The sequence below is a fragment of the Dyella sp. genome, from assembly GCF_035685885.1.
Taxonomy (GTDB): Bacteria; Pseudomonadota; Gammaproteobacteria; order Xanthomonadales; family Rhodanobacteraceae; genus Dyella.
In genome coordinates, this window is sequence record NZ_DASRZX010000026.1 from 30,091 (window position 1) to 48,693 (window position 18,603).

Genomic DNA, 18,603 nt, shown 5'->3' on the forward strand with positions numbered 1-18,603 from the left:
CGTGGCACGCAATGCTGCGTGACGACGCATGCGAGGTGACTTCGCACGTGGCGGAAGCCATGCGCGAGATCCGTGCGCGCCACATCGATGCGATGCCGGCCATACCAGTGCGCGGACCATGTCGCGCTGGAGGTACGCCGGCCAAGGTTCGTCGCCCGGTCCACGGCGGCTCGCGCGTTGTCACTGCGCTCTGTGATAATCGGCCGATGCGCATACCAGTCCGTCGTGCCCGCCCCCTCCTCCGCGCCGCGGCCGGAGCCCTCGTCCTCTCCCTCACCGCTCTGCCGGCCTGGTCGTTGCAGGACAGCAAGACGCGCACGGAGCAGGCCGAGGCGCAGAAGAAATTGACCGACGTGCACAGCAAGGTGGAAGCGCTCGCCAAGGAACAGGCCGAGACCGCGGCCAAGCGCGACAGCGCCACCACCGAGCTGGCCAGGCAGGCCAATGCCGTGGCCAGCGCCGCCAAGGCCGTTCGCGAAACCGATACCCAGCTGGCCGCCAAGCAAAAGGAACTGGATCAGTTGCAGGCCGACCGCTCGGAGCTGCAGAAGAACCTGGAAGGCCAGCGCGCGGCCATCGCCGAACTGCTGCGTGCCACCTACGCCCTGGGCCGCGGCTCGGACCTGCGCCTGCTGATGGGCGACGACGATGTTGCCCGCATCGCGCAGGCACTGGCCTACTCCAAGTATTTCCAGGAAGACCGCGTCGCGCGGGTGCAGAAGCTGATGGGCGACCTGGCCAAGCTGCAGGATCTGGAAACCCGGATCACCGCCCAGCAGCAGGCCCTCCAGGCCAGTCGCGCCGAACGCGAGACCCAGGCCAAGACCCTGGAACAGCAGCGCGCCGCGCAGGCCAAGCTGGTCGCGGACACCGATGCCCAATACAAGGACCAGGGCGCCAGGCTGGCCGCGCTCAAGCAGAACGAGGCCTCGCTGAACCAGTTGGTGGACAAGCTGCAGAAGGCCATCGACGAGGCCGCCCGCGAGGCCGAGCGTGCCGCCAAGGCCAATGCGGGCACGGCCACTCCCTCGCCCGGCAAGGGGTTGGCCAACATCCGCGGCAACCTGCCGTGGCCGGCCAGCGGCGTGGTCAATACGTACGGCAACGGCGTCCTCATCAAGGCATCCGGGGGCAGTGAGGTGCACGCGGTAGCCAGCGGCAAGGTGGTCTATGCGGCCTTCCTTCGCGGCTACGGCATGCTGGTCATCCTCAACCACGGCAACGGCTGGCTGAGCATGTACGGCAACAACGAAACCTTGCTGCACGGCGTGGGCGACCAGGTATCGGTCGGCGAAGTGGTCGGCACCGCGACTGCACCGACCGGGGTCAACACCGGTGTCTATTTCGAGTTGCGCCAGAACAACAAGCCCGTCGACCCGCGCACATGGCTAAGCCAGCGGCGTTGACGCCGGCCATGCGGCGTCGCAGGCTACGCTGCGCGCCATGACATTGAATTCTGGCGGGATCGGGCGGTCCAAGCAGCGCTGCGCGGCCCGCCGCCCCCATTGGTTTTCCCCGGAGTCCCCTTCCATGCGGTTTTCCACCTTGAGCCTGGCTGCCCTGTTGCTGGCGGCACCCGTCGTACAGGCCCAGACCTCGGCCACGCCCTCCAGCGGGACCAAGAAACCCGCCGCCAGCACGCCGGCGCCAGCGTCATCCTCGTCGGTGCCCGATCGCATGGACCTGGACGATGTGCGCAACTTCAGTCGCGTCTACGAGATCGTGCGCCAGGCGTACGTGGAGCCGGTGGACAACAAGACCATGATGAAGGCCGCCATCAGCGGCATGCTCAGCGGGCTGGATCCGCACAGCGAATACCTGGACAAGGACGGCCTGGCAGAACTCAACGAGGACACCACCGGGCAGTACGGTGGACTGGGCATCGAAGTGCTGCAGGTGGATGGCACCTTGCGCATCATCGCCCCCATCGACGACACGCCCGCCGCGCGTGCCGGCATCAAGGCCGGCGACACCATCATCAAGGTCAACGGCAAGCCCGTGGACGCCGAGGACATCGACGAGATGTTCAAGGAATTGCGCGGCGACCCGGGCACCAAGATCACGCTCACCATCCTCCACGAAAAGAGCGACAAGCCCATCGACATGCCGCTGGTGCGCGAGCGCATTTCGGTGACCAGCGTGAAGCTGCGCGAGATCGAGCCGGGCTACGCCTATATCCGCATCAGCCAATTCCAGGACGACACCGCGCCCGACCTGGAAAAGAAGCTGGGCGAGCTGATCCGCAAGAACGGCGCGCAGAAGGGCGCCATCCTCGACCTGCGCTCCAACCCCGGCGGCCTGCTTACCGCCGCGGTGGGCGTAAGCGACGATTTCCTCGATTCGGGCACCATCGTCACCACGCGCGGGCGCCTGCAGGATTCCAACCTCAGCTTCGAGGCGCACCAGGGCGACCTGCTCCACGGTGCGCCCATGGTCGTGCTGGTGGACAACGGCACGGCATCGGCCGCGGAGATTGTCTCCGGTGCACTGAAGGACAACCGCCGCGCGCTGATCATCGGCCGCCGTACCTTCGGCAAGGGTGTGGTGCAGACCGTACTGCCGCTGGACAACGACCACGCGGTGAAGATCACCACGGCGCGCTATTACACGCCCAGCGGCGTCTCGATCCAGGCGGAGGGCATCAAGCCCGACATCGCCCTGGCCGACCTTTCGGTCAACAAGGCCGACAGCGCCGCCACCCTCATCGGCTCCGAAGCCGACCTGCCCAACCATCTGGCCAACGAGAACAGCAAGACGGGCCAGGACATCGACAACGACGGCAGCGCGGAGAACGCCAAGCTGGCGACGCAGGACTACGCGCTTTCGCAGGCGTTGAACGTGTTGAAGGGTTTGGCGCTGAACCGCGTCGCGCCGGCGATCCCGACGAAGCACTGATGGTCCTCCTGCATAGGGGCGACTCCTTTGCAGGAGCGCACCCTGTGCGCGACCAGGTTCCCGCTGGTGCCTCATCCACGACTGTGGATGTTTCTCGCCATGGCACGCCTGCGCGCAGGTGACAGCCAACCGTCGGGAATCAGGCGAGCCTGGCGCGTTTGCAACGCGCCTCGCAAGCAGGATCTGCGCGCTGTCGTCGAGGCACACGTACGCCGGGTAGCCATGGGAATGACTGGCGCGGAAGGAGATCGCGCACAGGGTGCGCTCCTACAGGTGAGAGGTTGCCGCCGGAAGCAGGAGGAAGGTCAGAACCCGATTTCGGGCGCCAATCCCATCAGGTGACCCGCCAGCGGATCGTCTTCCGCCAGCAGTTCAAACCCTTCGTACTCAAATCCCGGCGCCACCAGGCAAGTCACCAGGGTGTACGCGCCCAGCGGTCGCGCCGCCTGCCACGCGCCGGCGGGCACGATCGCGACGGAACGGTGGCCATCGGCCAGGCTCCCCAGGCGGCATCGTTCCAGGCTCTTGCATGCGGGGTTGTAGATCAGCAGTTCCAGCGCATCGCCTTCGGCGAAGTGCCAGGCTTCCTCCGCATCCACGCGGTGCCAGCTGCTGCACTGGCCGCTCTCAAGCAGGTAGTGGATGGCGCTCATCGCATGTCGCGCCAGGCTGTTTTCTTCAGCGGATTTGGGCGGATGGAAGCGGCGATAGTGACCGCCTTCGACATGCGGCTGCAGCTGCAGCGTCGCCTTGATCTCGTCGATGCGCTCGCTCGCTTCGCTCATGTCGCGCTCGCGCCGGAAGGTTTCAGCAGCCAGCGCACGGCCAGTACGCCGATCTCGTAGAGCAGACACATTGGCACGGCCAGCATGATCATCGAGGTGATGTCCGGCGGCGTGATGAAGGCGGCAATGGTGAAGGCGCCCACGATCGCGTAGCGGCGACCGCTGCGCAGCTGCTCCAGGCTGACCACGCCGATCGCCGCGAGAATCACCACCGCCACCGGCACTTCGAAGCACAGGCCGAAGGCGAAGAACATCAGCATCACGAAATCGAGGTAATGCGTGATATCCGTCATCATCTCCACGCCCTGCGGCGTCACCGCCGTGAGGAAGCGGAACGCGGCGGGCAGCACCAGGAAATAGGCAAACGCACAGCCGAGATAGAACAGCAGCAGCGCGGCCACCAAGAGCGGTCGTGCGAGACGTTTCTCGTTGCGGTAAAGACCTGGGCTGACGAAGGCCCACAACTGATAGACCACCACCGGCATCGCGATGAACAGCGCGGCGTAGAACGCCAGCTTGAGCGGCGTCACGAACGGGCTCGCCACTTCGGTGGCGATCAGGTGCGCACCGGCAGGCAGGCGCGAAACCAGCGGTGCCGCCAGCTCCGTGTAGAGCCGGTTGGCAAAGGGAATCAAGGCGGCCAGCACCACCAGCACGGCCACGATGGCGCGCATCAGGCGCGAGCGCAGTTCGATCAGGTGCGAGAACAGGCCCTGTTCGAGGCCGCCATCGTCGGGACCTTCCAGCTCAGGCGTCGCCATGCGGGGCCTCCTTGGCGGACGTCACCTCAACCGTCGCAGTCGTCTGGGCTGCGTGGGCTGCCTCGGCCGCGGGTGTCACTGCGGACTCTGGTGCCGCTGCAGGCGCGGGCGCATCGGCGGCAGTCGTGCCGCCGGTGGGGCGCATCTTGCGCAGGGTTTCGTCCAGTTCGGCCTGGGCGGCTTCCGCGCGGGCGGCCGCTTCACGCGCCTGCCGGCGGATCTCCTCCACCTGCAGTTCGCGTTCCACTTCCGAGCGCACGCTGTCCCAGCCCGAGCGCACGCGACGCAACAAGGCGCCCGCGGTGCGGGCGGCGTGCGGCAGCTTTTCGGGGCCGAGCACGATCAGCGCAATGAGCGCAAGCAATACCAGCTTGCCGAAGCTGATCTCGATCATTGGAGCAGGCTCTCGCCGACCGGCTTATTTCTGCTCCGTGGTGTCGTGCTGGCTCTGGTTCTGGTTGGTGCCCGCGGGCGGGTCCGCGCGCAGGCGTTCGTCCGGGTTAGTCGGCTTGGCGGCGCCTTCATCGCCATCCAGACCCTTCTTGAAGTCACGCACGGCGCCACCCAGGTCGCCGCCGATATTGCGCAGCTTCTTGGTGCCGAAGATCAGCACGACTACGACCAGCAGGATAAGGAGATGGGTAATGCTCATTTAACGGGCCTCAGGATGTCAAAGCGGCGGAACGAAGCCGTCACGCCATCGCGCCGCCGCTCCACATCAGCGCTGAGTGTACTCCTCCAGGCGGTCCCTGAAATCGACTACAGGACCCGGGACGTTCGCCACCCCGCCCTCGAAGATGCGGCGGGGCGTGACACCCTTGCCGTAGATCGCTTCGTTGGCGTCGTAGTCGATGCGCAGCGCGGAGCCGTCCAGGGCCACGCCGGCGAACAGGCCGCGCGAGCGCGAGTAGGAATAGATCTCGGCCTTGAAGTCGCTGTCGGTGGACGCCTGGGCGGTGCGGCCCACCGGCCCTGCCGCAGCGGCGGCGTCCGCGCCCAGCGTGAACTTGCCGTTGACGATGGAATCCACGCCGCGCTGCGTGCGGAACACCAGGATGATGTCGCTGGACGAGGCGCCGGCCTGGAAGCCCACACTGCCGCCCGTCATGGTGATGAAGCTGGGGTTGGACCAGGTACCGTCGGCGCCCTTCACAGAAATCAGGCCTTCGCCGCGGCGGCCGCCGAAGACGAAGCCGACCTTGAGCAGGTCAGGGATCACCGCGATGGCCTTGGCTTCCTTCAGCAGGTCGACCGGAATGGACTTGTCCGGCGCCTGCATGATCTCGTTGAGTACCCGCACCGAGTTTTGCGCGCGCACCAGCGGGGGATCCTCGGCGTGCGCTGCCATGGCCGGCAGCAGCAGGACCGACAGGGCAAGCAACACACGATGCAACGATGCCTTGAACATGGATAACTCCTGGAGCGGATAAGGGTGTCGCGCCGCCTGCGGCTACGGTGCCCGCGGCACAACTGGCGGCTTGTGGCAGACTCTGCGGCGGTTTCTCCGTCAGCGCCACGATGCCACGCAGCCATGACTATACCGGCCCCGCCGGCCTTGCCCGCGACCTGCCCGTTCAGGCTGCAGTGCTTTTGGTGAACCTTGGCACACCGGAAGCGCCCACCGCGCAAGCGGTGCGGCCTTACCTGGCCCAATTCCTTGGCGACCGGCGCGTCATCGATTACCCGCGCTGGCTGTGGTGGCTGATCCTGCACGGAGTGATTCTCCGAGTACGCCCCGCGCGTTCCGCGCATGCCTATCAACGCATCTGGACGCCACAAGGGTCACCGTTGCGCGTGGGCAGCGAGGCACTGGCGACACGACTGCAGGAAGCGTTGTCGCGCCGCTGCGCGAAACCGGTACGCGTGGCCTTGGCGATGCGCTACGGAGAACCGTCGGTGCAGCGGCAGATCGAGCAGTTGCAGCGCGAAGGCGTGCGTCAGCTGTTGGTGCTACCGCTGTATCCCCAGTATTCGGCCACGTCCACCGGTTCAGTGGTCGATGCGGTGGCCGACGCCATGAAGTCATTGCGCTGGCCGCCTGAGCTCCGGTTCGTCAACGACTACCATGACGACTCGGCGCACATCGAGGCGCTCGCACGCAGCATCGAGCAGTGGTGGGCCGAACACGGCCGGGGCGAAAAGCTGCTGCTCTCCTTCCATGGCATTCCCGAGCGCTACGTGCGCCTGGGTGACCCGTACCTGGACCAATGCCAAGCCACCGCTCGCGCACTTGGCCAGCGGCTCGGGCTGGACGACACGCAGCTGGTGCTGAGCTTCCAGTCGCGCGTGGGCCGCGAGCGATGGCTCGATCCTTATACCGACGCGACCGTGCGCCAACTGGCGGCGCAGGGCGTGCGGACGCTGGACGTTGCCTGTCCCGGATTTGCGGTGGACTGCCTGGAAACGCTGGAAGAGATCGCCATGCAGAACCGGGACTTCTTCCGCGAAGCGGGTGGCCACGAGCTGCGCTACATCCCGGCGCTCAACGATAGCGACGAGCAGGTCGAAAGCCTGACCGGGCTGGTGCTGCGCCATGCCGGTGGCTGGCCGGCCTTTGCACCGCCCACATGAACCTTTCGCCCGCCGAGCTCGACATCGCGTTGCCTCACTTGCGCCTGCGCGCCCAGGTCTGGGGCGACGAAGGCGCGCCGCCGCTGCTCGCCCTGCACGGCTGGCTGGACAACGCGGGCAGCTATGCGTACCTCGCGCCGCGCCTTGCCCATCGCTGGCGCGTGATCGCATTGGAACTGCCGGGCCACGGGCATTCCGATCACCTGCCTCCCGGTGCGCACTATCACTTTGTGGACTACGTGCGCGCCGTGCTGGCCGCCGCCGATGCCATGGCGCTGGAGCGCTACCACCTGCTGGGGCACTCGCTGGGCGCAGGTATCGCCGCGCTGGTGGCGGCCGCCAGGCCGGAGCGTATCGAGCGGCTCGCGCTGATCGAAGGCCTCGGTCCGATCGCCGATGACGGACACCACACGCTGCGCCGCTTCCGCGACGCCATGGCGAGTGCGGCTACCGGTCGCTCACTGCGCGCGTTCCCGTCGATCGAACACGCAATCAGCGCGCGCTCGATGGCCAGCGGCTTGCCGGGGCCGCAGGCCCGCCCCATCGTCGAGCGCGGACTGCGGGAAACGCCCGAAGGCTGGCGTTGGCGCAGCGATCCGCGGCTCAACCGTCCCTCGCCGCTGCGCACCGCGGAGGATCAGGTCCACGCCTTGCTGCGCGGTATCGAATCGCCCACCGCGTTGCTGTTGTCCGATCCGCAAACGCCCTACCTGCCGCACACTCAGATGCATGCCCGCGCCGCCTGCGTGGCGGACATCGCGGTCAGCACGATGCAGGGAGGACATCACCTGCATCTGGAGCATCCGGCGGCCGTGGCCGCGTGGGCCGCGGCACATCTCGAAGGTCGCGCGACGGCCTGAGCAGGCGCGCGGCCGCCGTGGCCTCAGTGCTGCCCGGCCGTGTTGCTCATGTGGTTCATGCTGTTGTCCAGCTTCGGTGGCCCCAGCATGGGCAGGCTCGCGAAGATGTCATTGTTGCCCATGCGCGCGCTGATCACGCGGCTGAGCTTCTCGCGGTTGATCGGCTGGATCGTCTCGAAGTGGCAGGGTGCGGCGTTGCCTTGCGCATCTTCCGTGACCACGTTGCCCTGGTCGGTGATCGCCGGCTGCTCGCAGCCGTCCTGCGTGGTCACCAGCCACAGGTTCTGGTTGGACTTGTCGACGAAGACCAGTTTGTTCGGCCCCAGCACGAAGCCGCCGAGCTTGCCCTTGACGGTCATGCTGGTGCCCTTGGGGCCAGCGGCCGACTCGAAGGCTGGCAGATACTGCGATTCCTTGACGGCTTCGGCATGCACCATCGCGGCCACAGCCGTCACAGCCAGAGCCATGGCCAGCTTCCATCCCTTCCTGGTTGATTTGCTATCGCGCACGACATGCTCTCCCTGAGTTGAACAACGTCAAAGGACACGGTCATCGAACAGCGGAAACGGCGCATTCCCCGGCGCCGCCTGGGGCGCAATGTGCGCCTGTCTCGACGCCGGCGCAACCGGCACGACCGAACCGATGCCTGACCGACGGCACATGCCCCGGCGAGCCAGCGGCCTAGACTGGCGTCATGCAGCACTTCCAGCGCGCCAACTACGGGCAACCCGAGCGGATCTGCCGCTTGGGTGGCCTGCAGATATCCGCCACGGCCTATGCCGGCGGCAGCGCCTTGCCCTGTCATGAGCATGACGAGGCCTACCTGTGTCTCGTGGCGAATGGGCGCTATATGCAGCAGTCCGGCAGCGATGCATTCGATTGCTCGCCCGGGCTGCTGCTGGCGCATCCCCGCGGCCACCGCCATGCCAATCGTTTCGCACCGGAAGGCGCACGCTGCATCAGCATCTTCTTTGCCGATGGCGCTGGCGACGGTGTCGCCAGATTGCTGGGCGAGCATCGCCAGTTGAAGCTGCCCGAGGCAGGAAGACTGCTGGAGCGCATCGAACGCGAACTGCTCGCCACCGACGATGCAGCCGAGCTGGCCCTGCAATCGGCGGTGATGGAGCTGGCGGCCGCTGCGTGTCGCGCCCACGGCGAACGACGACCTGCGTGGCTGCAACGCGTCCTGCAGCGATTGCATGACGACCCGTTGCGCACGCCCTCGCTGCAGGACCTGGCCGCGCTCGCGGGCGTGCATCCTTCGCACCTGGCGCGCAGCTTCCAGCGCCTGCAGGGTTCGTCCGTGGGCGAATACCAACGCGGCCTGCGCATCGAACGGGCGCGACTCGCGCTGCACGACCCTCGCCTCTCCATTGCCGAAGTGGCGATGACGGCGGGCTTCAGCGACCAGAGCCATTTTGCCCGCGTGTTCAAGCGGCTGACCGGCGAAACACCCCGTGACTACCGGCACAAGGCGCAACGCGCGTCCTGATAGATCACGCACGTCCTAGACCCTGATCGCGGCGGGATGGACGATGGCGCCACCCCGTGCAAGGAGCCACGCCCATGTCCCCGTTCCATCGCCCACTGTTGGGCCTGCTGCTCGTCGGCGCGTTGTCCGGCGCCGTGGCCTCGCCCGCCTCTCCGACATCAGGCTTGCTCGACAGCGTGCGCCAGGCCTATGGCGGCGCGCGATGGTCAGGCGTGGCTGCGCTGCAGGCGGAGGGCAAGGAAACAGGCGACGACCTGACCGGCCCCTGGCAGATGACGGTCGACCTTCGCAGCGGGCAGTTCACTTCGCACATGCGCAACGAAGTCTTCGCGACCGCTGAAGGCGCCGATGCCCAGGGGCAGTGGCGCGAGGACGTCACCGGCCTCCTGCATCCGCTCGACTCGGACGAAGCGCGCACGGTGGGCGTGAGCGAAGCCTGGCTGCGTCGCTTCGGCTTTCTCGATATCCATGCCGCGGTGAACTACCGTCCACTGCCTGATGCGCAGGACAACGGGCACCGCTGGCAGCGCATTGAAGCCACGCCGGAAGGTGGCCGTGCGGTCACCTTGTGGATCGACCCCGTCACGCATCGTGTCGATCATGCAACCTGGGCCAGTTCGTTCGTCATCGTTACGCAGCGCTATGGCGACTACCGCGACGTCAACGGCCTGCTGCTGCCGCATCGCATCGATACCTCGCGCACCAATCTCGCCGGCAACGCGGATGGTTCGGCGGTGGACGTGGTCGAACGCTATCAACTCCTCGATGCGATCCCGGCTGCGGCCCTGCGTCGGCCAGAAGGCAAGGTGCGCGACATCACCATGGCCAACGGTGCCCACATCGCCACCACGAAGCTGCGCCTGGAAGGCGGCATCGTGCTGGTGGACGTGGGCATCGATGGCCGGCCACCCATGCCGTTCATCCTCGACACCGGCGGGCACGCGATCCTCACCGCCGACGCGGCGAAACAACTCGGCTTCGCCACCAAGGGCAACGGCGTCAGCGGCGGATCAGGCTCCGGCACCATGAGCACGTCGTATACGAAGGTGCACGACACCGCGCTGGGCGATGCACACGTGCGCGATCTCACCTATACCGTGCTGCCCTACCCTTACGGCTTCTACGAGCGCGGCACCGACACGCCGATCGCCGGCATCCTTGGACTGGAGATGTTCGAGCGGTTCGCGATCACCTTCGACTACGACCGCAGCGAACTTCGCCTCGCGCCATACGACCAGGGCGAGACGCCACCCGCGATGAAGGGTGACGCTATCACGCTGCGCTTCACCGACGACATGCCGTTGGTGAATGCGTCACTGGACGGTCAAGGCGGCATGTTCGGCATCGACACCGGCAACGCGGGCTATGTGCTGACCTTCCCGCAATGGGCCCGGCGGGCGGGCATCGAAGCACGCTATGCCGCGGGCCTGCCGATTCCCACGGGCGGCGTCGGCGGACTGTTCACCGCGCACGTCGCGCATGCACACGATTTTGAGCTGGGCAAGCAGCGCCTGGACAACGTGGTGGCCATGCTGACGCGCGACGATGCCGGCGCCACCGGTAACCCCAGCGAAGCGGGCAACATCGGCCAGGACATCCTTTCGCGCTTCAACGTGCACTTCGACTATCGCCGCCAGCAGATGGTGCTGATGCCGCGCGCGAAGACGCCTGACTGGCATTACGGCATGGCGGGCTTTCGCGCGGAGAAGGAACAGGCGCAGCCGGATCGGTTCAAGGTGATCAACGTCATGCCGGGGAGCCCCGCGCAGAAAGCAGGACTGAAGCAGGGGGACGCCATCGTCGCCGCCAACGGCAAGCCGGCCTCCACACTCAGTTTCGGCACGCTACGGGACATGAGTGCACACCTGCCGGAGGGCACGCCGCTGTCGCTGACACTGGGGGATGGGCGGGTGCTGGAGATGATGGCGCGGGATGTGGCGCCAAGGTAGGCATTGATCTTCTGCAGGAGCGCATCCAGTGCGCGAAAAGCCTGCAGCGCGGTGACGCGGCAACGCCCAACGCGCACTGGGTGCGCTCCTGCAATCAGCGTGCGCGGCGCTTTGAAATGAGCGCCAAAAGCGAATGGATTTAGACCACTTGTAGGAGCGCACCCAGTGCGCGAAAGCCTACGGAGCAGTTACTGCAAGGCGCCCATCGCGCACTGGGTGCGCTCCTACAGCCAGACGCAGTTCCAGTACGGGTAGTCCAATACGCTGCTTACCAAACCAGCGCGTACCGGATTGGCAACGATATGGCGTGCTGCCGCCCTGACGTCGTCTTCCTTCCGCACGGCCCGGTCATGGAAGCCTCGATCCCAAACGACTCCAGGCTGCGTGCAATGCATGCGTCGCGCGGTGAACGCCTTGAACCGGTTCATAACCAGGGAGATGCTGTCGCGATCGCCCAGTTGCACAAGACCGTGCCAATGGTCGGGCATCAGTACCCAGCACAGCAGGCGCGCGTCACCCCAGCAGGAAGGATCGATGGAGCTTCGCGCCACGACTCGTGCGGATTCGGCATTCCTGAAAACGGGCCGACGATGCGCGGTGGTCGTTGTCAGTACATAGGCGTGCCCTGGCAGTGAAGCACGCCCTTTGCGCAACGCCTGGTGTCCATATCGTGTCATCACCCCAACGTCGCACTGTCGGGGTTGCGAAGACATCAGCTACCCGGTCGCATTTCTGTAGGAGCGCACCCAGTGCGCGAAAAGCCGGCGGAGCGATGACAACCAGGCGTTTATCGCGCACTGGGTGCGCTCCTACGGTGGAACACGCTACGGCTTGGCCAACCCCAGCACGTCCAGTCCCTGCTCGAAGGTGACGTCCACGGGAATCTTCGCCTGGTCCAGGCGCTTGAGGTCACTGGCGAGCGTGGCGTCGACGTTGCCCATGCGGTCGGTGAGCTGCTTGGCGGCGGCGTAGTCGCCGTCGCCCTGGATGGTGAGCAGCTTGGCGGAGAGGGCGTTCATCGCGGCGGTCATCTTGTCGAAGTCGACGCGGTAGCGGCCGGTGGTGGCCTCGCGGGTGAAGGCGCCCTGCTGCTGGAAGAAGTTGAAGCGCACCATGTTGGCCTTGGCGTGCGCGTCGCTGGCGCCGAAGCGCACCGAACGCAGGATGCCGGCAAGGAAGGTGACGTAGTTGTCCATCAGCTTCGACTTGTCCAACTCACCTTTATCGGCCAGCTTGCTGACCATGTAGAGGCCAAGGATGTCAGCCTTGCCCTCCTCGAAGCTGGACGCCTGGTCTTTCAGCGCGGTGCGCACCAGGCCCTTGTCGCCCAGCGTGTTCTTGATGCCCAAGCCGTGCGCCACTTCGTGGAACATGGTGTTCTCGAAGAATGCATCGAAGGTGAGGTGCGATTGCTGGTCGTCGGCGATCAGCGCCTTGGCGATCGGCAGCATGATCTTGTCGAATTTCGCCTGCATCACGTTTTCCAGCTGCAGGCGCCGCGTGCCTTTCTTCAGCTGAACTTCCTCGTCGTTGGGCAGGTTGATGGCGATGGTCTTGGCACCGACGTTGGCGTCGCCCGCGTAATACACGGCGAAGTAGGCATTGAGATCGGCATCGGAGCCGGGCTTCTCGGCCTTGTACTTGTCGTCCACCGGCAGCTCGCGCTGCAGCTCGGGCAGGTACTTGGCGAAGCGTGCGAGCTTGGCGCTCCAGGCCTGGTCTTTCACCAGCACGTAGCTTTCGTAGCTGGCCTTGTAGCCGTAGAGCTGATCTTCGTAGGTTTCGATGGGGCCGATGACGATGTCGACCGGATTACTCTTCATCGACATCCAGGCGAAGTCGCTGGGACGGTAGTCGTCGCTCTGCAGCGCTTCGGCGCGCTTCTTGAGATAGCCGGCGAAATCCTTGTCGGCAGACAGCTCCGCGGCCTGACGCAGCAGGCCGGCGGCGTGATCGAGGTCGGCCTTGTACGCCTCGTGATACGGCACGGTGACCAGCTTGCCCTGCGCATCCCGGCGCAGCAGCGTGTAGAGGCCGGCCTTGTCCTTGAGGTCGGCCTTTTCGAATTCGTCCTTGCTCATGTCGGTGGGATAGAACTGCGCACCGGCCGGGCGCGGACCCTCGCCAGCCACGAACGGCTCGTCGTTGTCGAGGCGGTCCCACGGGCCATAGTTTATTTCGGCCAGGCGACGCGTGACGTCGTCGGGAATGCGCGCCATCAGCGCGGCCTTGTCGCCCCACGATTGCTGCCAGTAGATGTCGTTGGTGACATCGGCGGCCTGCACCAGCAAGGCGATCATCTGCTTCTGCTTGTCGTCGAAACCGGAAAGGTCGGCGGTGAGCTTGACGGAGGCGTAGTTGGCCAGACGCTGCGTGGCGTTGTCGGCATCGGTGGACGGCGGCGGCACTGCCGGGACCGTGGCGGCCGGCGCTGGCGCGGACGTTTGCGTCGCACCCGTGTTGTCGTGCGAGCTGCAACCGGCGAGGACGGCGACGAGGCTCAGGGCGAGCAGGTGGCGGCGCATGGCGTGTTCCGGATGGAGGAAAGCGCCATGGTACCGCGACTGACTCCCTCTCCCCGCCGGGGAGAGGGTTGGGGCGTTGCCACCACCGTGAAGGTGGCAATGCCTTTACGGTGGTGAGGGGCAGTCTTGCCGTAGCAATTACTTGAGCGGGCTTTTTTGATGAAACCGTACCGCGAGCACCCGCCCCTCATCCCAGCCTTCTCCCCGAAGGGGAGAAGGAGTCAAAGGCGTCAGCCCGAAATCGCCAGCCTCTCCGACTGATACAACCTTGCCGTCACCAGCACGCCCAGTGCCGCGGCCACGAGGCTGCCCAGCAGGCACAGGCCCAGCTGCTGCGGCTCGATGCCGTCGCCACGCAGCAGTTGCATGATGCCCAGGTGCTGGCCCAGCAGCGGTACCGCATACATCCACATCTGCGATTTGATCGGCATGGTGGAGAGCAGGATGCTCGGTATCACTGGCACGAACATCAGCAGCGACACATAGGTCTGCGCCTCGCGATAGCTTTTGGCGAACGCCGCCACCATCGACTGCAACGCCGCCAGCAGCACGATCAGCGGCAGCATCAACAGCAGCACGCGGCTGCCGAAGCTGAAACCAAGCTCCAGTTCCATGCCCAGCTTTTCGGTGGGAATGAAGCGTCCCACCACGGCGAATGCCATCAGCGAGATCAGCAGGCTGGCCGCCGAGAACACGCAGATCGCCGCGAGTTTGCCGGCAAGGATTTTCCAGCGCGGCACCGGGTTGGCGAACAGCGGTTCCAGCGACTGGCGCTCGCGCTCGCCTGCGGTGAGGTCGATGGCGAGATACATGCCGCCCATGAACACGCTGAGCACGAAGAAGTACGGCAGGATGGAGAACATCAACGCGGCACGTGCCTGTGCCGTGGCCTGGTCGCGTCGCGCCGCCACCACCGGCCATGCCGTGCCGGGCGACAGCCCGCGCGCAACCAGGCGCATGGCACCCTGCTGGCGCGCATAGGTTTCCACCAATTGGCTGACGCGCATCACGGCAGTGTTCGCATCGCGCTGCGACGAGTCGTAGATCAGCTCCACCTGCACCGACTCGCCCTTGTGCCAGGCGTTGGGATAGTCCGGCGAGATGCGCAGCACCACGTCGGCGTCCTGCTTGCGCACGGCCACTTCGGGATTGGCGACGGGTGATTGCGGCACGATGCCTTCGGCCTTCAGCGCGCCGATCAGGTTGGGCGCGTATTCGGCGCCAATCACGGGCACGGGCAGCGGCTTTTCGGCCTTGTCGAGTTCGCGGTTGAGGTTGATGTTGAGCAGCATCACCAGGATCAGCGGCCCCAGCAGCGGACCGGTGAGAAAGGCGCTGATGATGGTGCGGCGATCGCGCAGGTTTTCCTTCACTTCCTTGAGGAAGACGGTGAGGAAGGCGCGCGTGCGACCGAGCGTCAGGCGAGTATCCATGTTCATGCGGCGAGTCCCTCTTCGCTGCCGATGATCTTCACGAAGGCATCTTCCAGGTTGGCCTCGCCGGTCTGCTCGCGCAGCGCGGCGGGCGATTCGTCGGCGACCACGCGGCCGTTGGCGATCACCACGATGCGGTCACACAGCATGGCGACCTCCTGCATGATGTGGCTGGAAAACAGCACGCAACGGCCTTCCGCCTTCAGCCGCTGCATGAACTGGCGCAGCGCGCGCGTGGCCATCACGTCCAGGCCGTTGGTGGGCTCGTCGAGAATGACGTTGCGCGGATCGTGGATCAGCGCGCGGGCAATCGCGGTCTTCACGCGTTGGCCCTGCGAAAAGCCTTCCGTGCGACGGTCGCCGATGTCCTCCATTTCCAGCGCCTGCACCAGCGCTTCGCGGCGCGTGGCAAGCACGTCCTCGGGCAGGCCCTGCAGGCGCGCGAAATAGTCGATGTTCTCGCGCGCAGTAAGGCGCTTGTAGAGGCCGCGCGCGTCGGGCAGCACGCCCAGGCGGCGGCGCACGGCCAGCGCATCTTCCGCGGCATCGATGCCATCTACCAATACCTGGCCGCGGTCGGGCTTCATCAGGGTGTAGAGCATGCGCAGCGAGGTGGTCTTGCCGGCGCCGTTGGGGCCAAGCAGGCCGGTGATCTCGCCGTCGCGTGCGGTGAAGCTGACGCCATCGACCGCCTTCACGGTGCCAAAGGCCTTGTGCAGATCCTTTACCTCGATCATGGCGAAGCTCCGTTGAAGTCCGTGAAGATCGGCGTGGCGCGCAAGTGAGCCAGGCATTTCACGTCGAGTGACTGGGGCTTGAGGTCTTCGATGAAATGCTTGACCAGCTGCGGCGCGCAGCCCGCATTGATGACGTTGTGGCCCTGCCCGTTGAGCACCACATGGCGCGCATTCGAAAGGTTCTTGGCCACTTGATCGCCGTAACGCGGCGGCGTGACGGGGTCGAACTCGCCCGACATCAGCAGCGTGGGCGTGTCGGTCTTCAACGGCTGGTGAAAGTCGTCCGGTCGCGTGCCCTTGGGCCACAGCGCGCAGACGTTCTCCAGCGTATCGATCATGCGCGTGCCAAGAATGGTGTGCGCATCCTGCGGGCGCGGCGTGAGCAGGTCGGCGTCCTCGCTGCAGATCACCGACAGCTGCATGCCGCCGTTCATGGTGTCCGAAAGGTCGCTGGACAGCAGCTTCGCCTGTCCCAGCAGGGGGCCGACGTCACCGTGCGCAGCGGCATCGATCGACAGCGGCAGCAGCGCGGAAGTAAGCGGCGTGTACGCGAACATGCGCACCACGCTGGCCAGCGATGCCTCGTTGAGCACGCGCTGCACGCTCTGGTAGGTCTGCGGATCGCGGAACGTCACCTTGTGCGGGTTCGCGCGCAGCGCGTCGCGCAGCTGGTAGAGCGTCTGGTAGGGATCGTTGAAGCGCTGGCGGCAGGCGTCGTCCTTGCCGCAGCGCGCGAACTGCGCCTTCAGCGCGTCGTCCAGGTTCTGCGCGAAATCCTCGCCCAGTACCAGTTCGTTGGGCACCACGCCGTCGAGCACGAGGCTGCGCACGGCATCGGGATGACGCATGGCGTATTGCTGCGCCATGCGCGTGCCGTAGGACACGCCGACGAGGTCGAAGGTGGGCGAGCCGAGCGCCTTGCGCACGTCTTCCAGATCCTGCACGGCGACGGTGGTGGTGTAGTAGCGCGGGTCGGCATGACCGGCGAGCTGCCTGAGGCAGCGCTCGGTTTCCTCGCGCTCCCGTTCGACGCCAGCCTCGGGCTTGTCGACGCCGCCTTCGGTGCCGGCGGATTCGTCTTCCTTGCAGGTAAGCGGGTGTGAGCCGCCGGTACCGCGCTGGTCGAGCAGCAACACGTGGCGATGCGCGGTGAGCGGCTGCAGCGCCGCCGCCACGCCCGGCCACGATTCGGTCGCGGCCTGGCCGGGGCCGCCGGCCAGCATCACCAGCATGTCCTTGCTGGCTACCTGGGCACTGCTGCGGATGATCGCGAGCTTCAGCTCGATCTTGCGGCTGTGCGGATCGTCGCGATTCTCAGGCACTTCAAAAGGTGCACACCACGCCGCCGTCGAGAGGCCGCTGTTGGGCTGGCCCAGTTCGCAAGGTGTCAGCGTGAGCGAACCCAGTTGCCAGGTCTGCGGTTTGGCGGGCGCCAAGGGCTTGCTGGCCTGAGGTGTGGCCTCGACGACCTGCTCATCCTGGTCCGGCGCCGCGGCGCGATGATTGAAGTGGTTCCAGCCCAGCGTGGCGAGGCCGATGGCCACCACACCAATGCGCAGAACCGTCCGTCCGTTGATTGCCATATCCGCTTACCCCTCGCCCCTTCGGGTTGCAGTACAGGCCCGCGCAGCCTATGGCGCGGGTTCGAAAATCGATTCGATGGAAAGACCGAACAGCCGCGCGATCTTGAAGGCCAGCGGCAGGCTCGGATCGTATTTGCCGGTCTCGATGGCGTTGATGGTCTGCCGCGAGACCTCCAGCTTTTCGGCCAGGTCGGCCTGCGACCAGCCGTGGTCGTTACGCAGTTCACGCAGGTGGTTGTTCATGGGCCGGGGTCCGGTTACTCGTCCGGGAATTCCGCCGCGCGGCGGCGCAGGCCCATCAGCGCAGCCACCACCAGGAACGAAAGCGCCAGTCCGCACAGCAGCCCGACCTTGAAGTCGTCCCAGTGGCGTAGCCATGCGTAGGCCGCGCATACCGCCAGGATGACGCCCATGAGAAGGAAGCGGACCTGCCGCCCGGGACGGTCGTGTTCATCGCAGCCCACGTCCACACCGTAGCGGCGCCCCACCTGCCAGCGGGTAGTGCCGTAGCAAACCATCATCAGCGGGAAGATCCAGATCAGCACCGAGCCGTCCAGCGGGACCAGCCCGGCAATGGACAGGAAGCCGCCGGCCAGGCTGAGCGCCGCAGTGACGCCGGTGGCTACGCCCAGGGCGACCAGATGGGTGCGCTGCTCCAGCTCGTCGCTCTCGCGGATGCGCCGCGCCATCAGCGCCAGCACGTAGAACATGGGGAGCAGCGGGGCCAGCGCCAGCAGCACCTTGAGCGGCAGCGAAGCGGTGGTCCGCACGATCGGCCAACCCGCCAGCATGAAGGCGGTGTAGGCCGCCATGGCCCCAAGCATGCGTTGCTCGTACTGCTTGCCGGATAGACGTGCCATGGAATGCCTCAACCCTGTGTCAAGCGAACTTGACACAAGAGTGAGGACATTTCGAGCTGTTGTCAAGCTCGCTTGACAGCGCCAAGGTTATCGGCAGCCTTACGCCTAACTTAAGGCCTTCAGCAATAAGAAAGTTCTCAAAATGTGACACA

19 protein-coding genes are annotated in these 18,603 nt (G+C 65.9%); 6 read left to right on the forward strand and 13 right to left on the reverse strand.

The genetic code is table 11. From position 1 onward, the window contains the following. Window positions 1-206 precede the first annotated feature (206 nt). Both VFG49_RS03520 and VFG49_RS03525 read left to right on the forward strand, forming a co-directional pair. Entirely contained in the window at window positions 207-1,406 is a 1,200-nt protein-coding gene (locus tag VFG49_RS03520; RefSeq protein ID WP_324858123.1) for a murein hydrolase activator EnvC family protein, read from the forward strand. 124 nt (window positions 1,407-1,530) lie between these two features. Continuing rightward, window positions 1,531-2,895, forward strand: a complete 1,365-nt coding sequence (locus VFG49_RS03525; protein WP_324858124.1) for a S41 family peptidase — start codon at window positions 1,531-1,533, stop codon at window positions 2,893-2,895. A gap of 305 nt (window positions 2,896-3,200) precedes the next feature. On the opposite strand, the gene VFG49_RS03530 is transcribed toward VFG49_RS03525, so the two are convergent. The 5 genes from VFG49_RS03530 to VFG49_RS03550 all read right to left on the reverse strand — a co-directional run bounded on the left by VFG49_RS03530 (window position 3,201) and on the right by VFG49_RS03550 (window position 5,849). Next, complete coding sequence (locus VFG49_RS03530; RefSeq protein WP_324858125.1) at window positions 3,201-3,680, reverse strand: cupin domain-containing protein; 480 nt, start codon at window positions 3,678-3,680, stop codon at window positions 3,201-3,203. Then, window positions 3,677-4,441, reverse strand: a complete 765-nt coding sequence (tatC, locus tag VFG49_RS03535) for a twin-arginine translocase subunit TatC (protein ID WP_324858126.1) — start codon at window positions 4,439-4,441, stop codon at window positions 3,677-3,679. Before tatC ends, VFG49_RS03530 begins: the two co-directional genes overlap by 4 nt. Next, window positions 4,428-4,835, reverse strand: coding sequence for a Sec-independent protein translocase protein TatB (gene tatB / locus VFG49_RS03540; RefSeq protein ID WP_324858127.1), 408 nt, complete (start codon window positions 4,833-4,835; stop codon window positions 4,428-4,430). Before tatB ends, tatC begins: the two co-directional genes overlap by 14 nt. 24 nt (window positions 4,836-4,859) lie before the next feature. Then, window positions 4,860-5,093, reverse strand: a complete 234-nt coding sequence (tatA, locus tag VFG49_RS03545) for a twin-arginine translocase TatA/TatE family subunit (protein ID WP_324858128.1) — start codon at window positions 5,091-5,093, stop codon at window positions 4,860-4,862. Between the two features lie 66 nt (window positions 5,094-5,159). Continuing rightward, complete coding sequence (locus tag VFG49_RS03550) at window positions 5,160-5,849, reverse strand: lipid-binding SYLF domain-containing protein (protein WP_324858129.1); 690 nt, start codon at window positions 5,847-5,849, stop codon at window positions 5,160-5,162. Between the two features lie 110 nt (window positions 5,850-5,959). Here VFG49_RS03550 and hemH point away from each other — a divergent pair, with 110 nt between their 5' ends. Together hemH and VFG49_RS03560 are read left to right on the forward strand one after the other, a co-directional pair. Then, a complete protein-coding gene (gene hemH, locus VFG49_RS03555) occupies window positions 5,960-7,012 on the forward strand; it encodes a ferrochelatase (protein WP_324858130.1) in 1,053 nt (350 codons plus the stop codon). Then, window positions 7,009-7,872, forward strand: a complete 864-nt coding sequence (locus VFG49_RS03560; RefSeq protein ID WP_324858131.1) for an alpha/beta hydrolase — start codon at window positions 7,009-7,011, stop codon at window positions 7,870-7,872. Before hemH ends, VFG49_RS03560 begins: the two co-directional genes overlap by 4 nt. Window positions 7,873-7,895: 23 nt before the next feature. Here the strand turns inward: VFG49_RS03560 and VFG49_RS03565 are convergent, their stop codons facing one another. Then, a complete protein-coding gene (locus VFG49_RS03565; protein WP_324858132.1) occupies window positions 7,896-8,339 on the reverse strand; it encodes a hypothetical protein in 444 nt (147 codons plus the stop codon). Between the two features lie 227 nt (window positions 8,340-8,566). Between VFG49_RS03565 and VFG49_RS03570 the strand changes: the two genes are divergently transcribed. Together VFG49_RS03570 and VFG49_RS03575 are read left to right on the forward strand one after the other, a co-directional pair. Then, complete coding sequence (locus VFG49_RS03570) at window positions 8,567-9,364, forward strand: AraC family transcriptional regulator (RefSeq protein ID WP_324858133.1); 798 nt, start codon at window positions 8,567-8,569, stop codon at window positions 9,362-9,364. Window positions 9,365-9,438: 74 nt separating this feature from the next. Further along, window positions 9,439-11,313, forward strand: coding sequence for an aspartyl protease family protein (locus tag VFG49_RS03575; protein WP_324858134.1), 1,875 nt, complete (start codon window positions 9,439-9,441; stop codon window positions 11,311-11,313). A 224-nt stretch (window positions 11,314-11,537) separates the two neighbouring features. Here VFG49_RS03575 and VFG49_RS03580 read toward each other — a convergent pair whose 3' ends face one another. The 7 genes from VFG49_RS03580 to VFG49_RS03610 all read right to left on the reverse strand — a co-directional run bounded on the left by VFG49_RS03580 (window position 11,538) and on the right by VFG49_RS03610 (window position 18,451). Next, complete coding sequence (locus tag VFG49_RS03580; RefSeq protein WP_324858135.1) at window positions 11,538-12,026, reverse strand: REP-associated tyrosine transposase; 489 nt, start codon at window positions 12,024-12,026, stop codon at window positions 11,538-11,540. Between the two features lie 111 nt (window positions 12,027-12,137). Further along, window positions 12,138-13,838 (reverse strand): dipeptidyl-peptidase 3 family protein, encoded by a 1,701-nt coding sequence (locus VFG49_RS03585; protein WP_324858136.1) that lies wholly within the window; start codon window positions 13,836-13,838, stop codon window positions 12,138-12,140. Window positions 13,839-14,068: 230 nt separating this feature from the next. Beyond that, entirely contained in the window at window positions 14,069-15,271 is a 1,203-nt protein-coding gene (locus tag VFG49_RS03590; protein ID WP_324858142.1) for an ABC transporter permease, read from the reverse strand. Between the two features lie 2 nt (window positions 15,272-15,273). Next, window positions 15,274-16,008 (reverse strand): ATP-binding cassette domain-containing protein, encoded by a 735-nt coding sequence (locus VFG49_RS03595; RefSeq protein WP_324858137.1) that lies wholly within the window; start codon window positions 16,006-16,008, stop codon window positions 15,274-15,276. Next, window positions 16,005-17,591, reverse strand: coding sequence for an alpha/beta hydrolase (locus VFG49_RS03600; RefSeq protein ID WP_324858138.1), 1,587 nt, complete (start codon window positions 17,589-17,591; stop codon window positions 16,005-16,007). Before VFG49_RS03600 ends, VFG49_RS03595 begins: the two co-directional genes overlap by 4 nt. Window positions 17,592-17,639: 48 nt before the next feature. Further along, a complete protein-coding gene (locus VFG49_RS03605) occupies window positions 17,640-17,834 on the reverse strand; it encodes a helix-turn-helix transcriptional regulator (RefSeq protein ID WP_324858139.1) in 195 nt (64 codons plus the stop codon). Between the two features lie 14 nt (window positions 17,835-17,848). After that, on the reverse strand, window positions 17,849-18,451 hold the full coding sequence (locus VFG49_RS03610; protein WP_324858140.1) for a hypothetical protein: 603 nt from the start codon (window positions 18,449-18,451) through the stop codon (window positions 17,849-17,851). Between the last annotated feature and the right edge of the window lie 152 nt (window positions 18,452-18,603).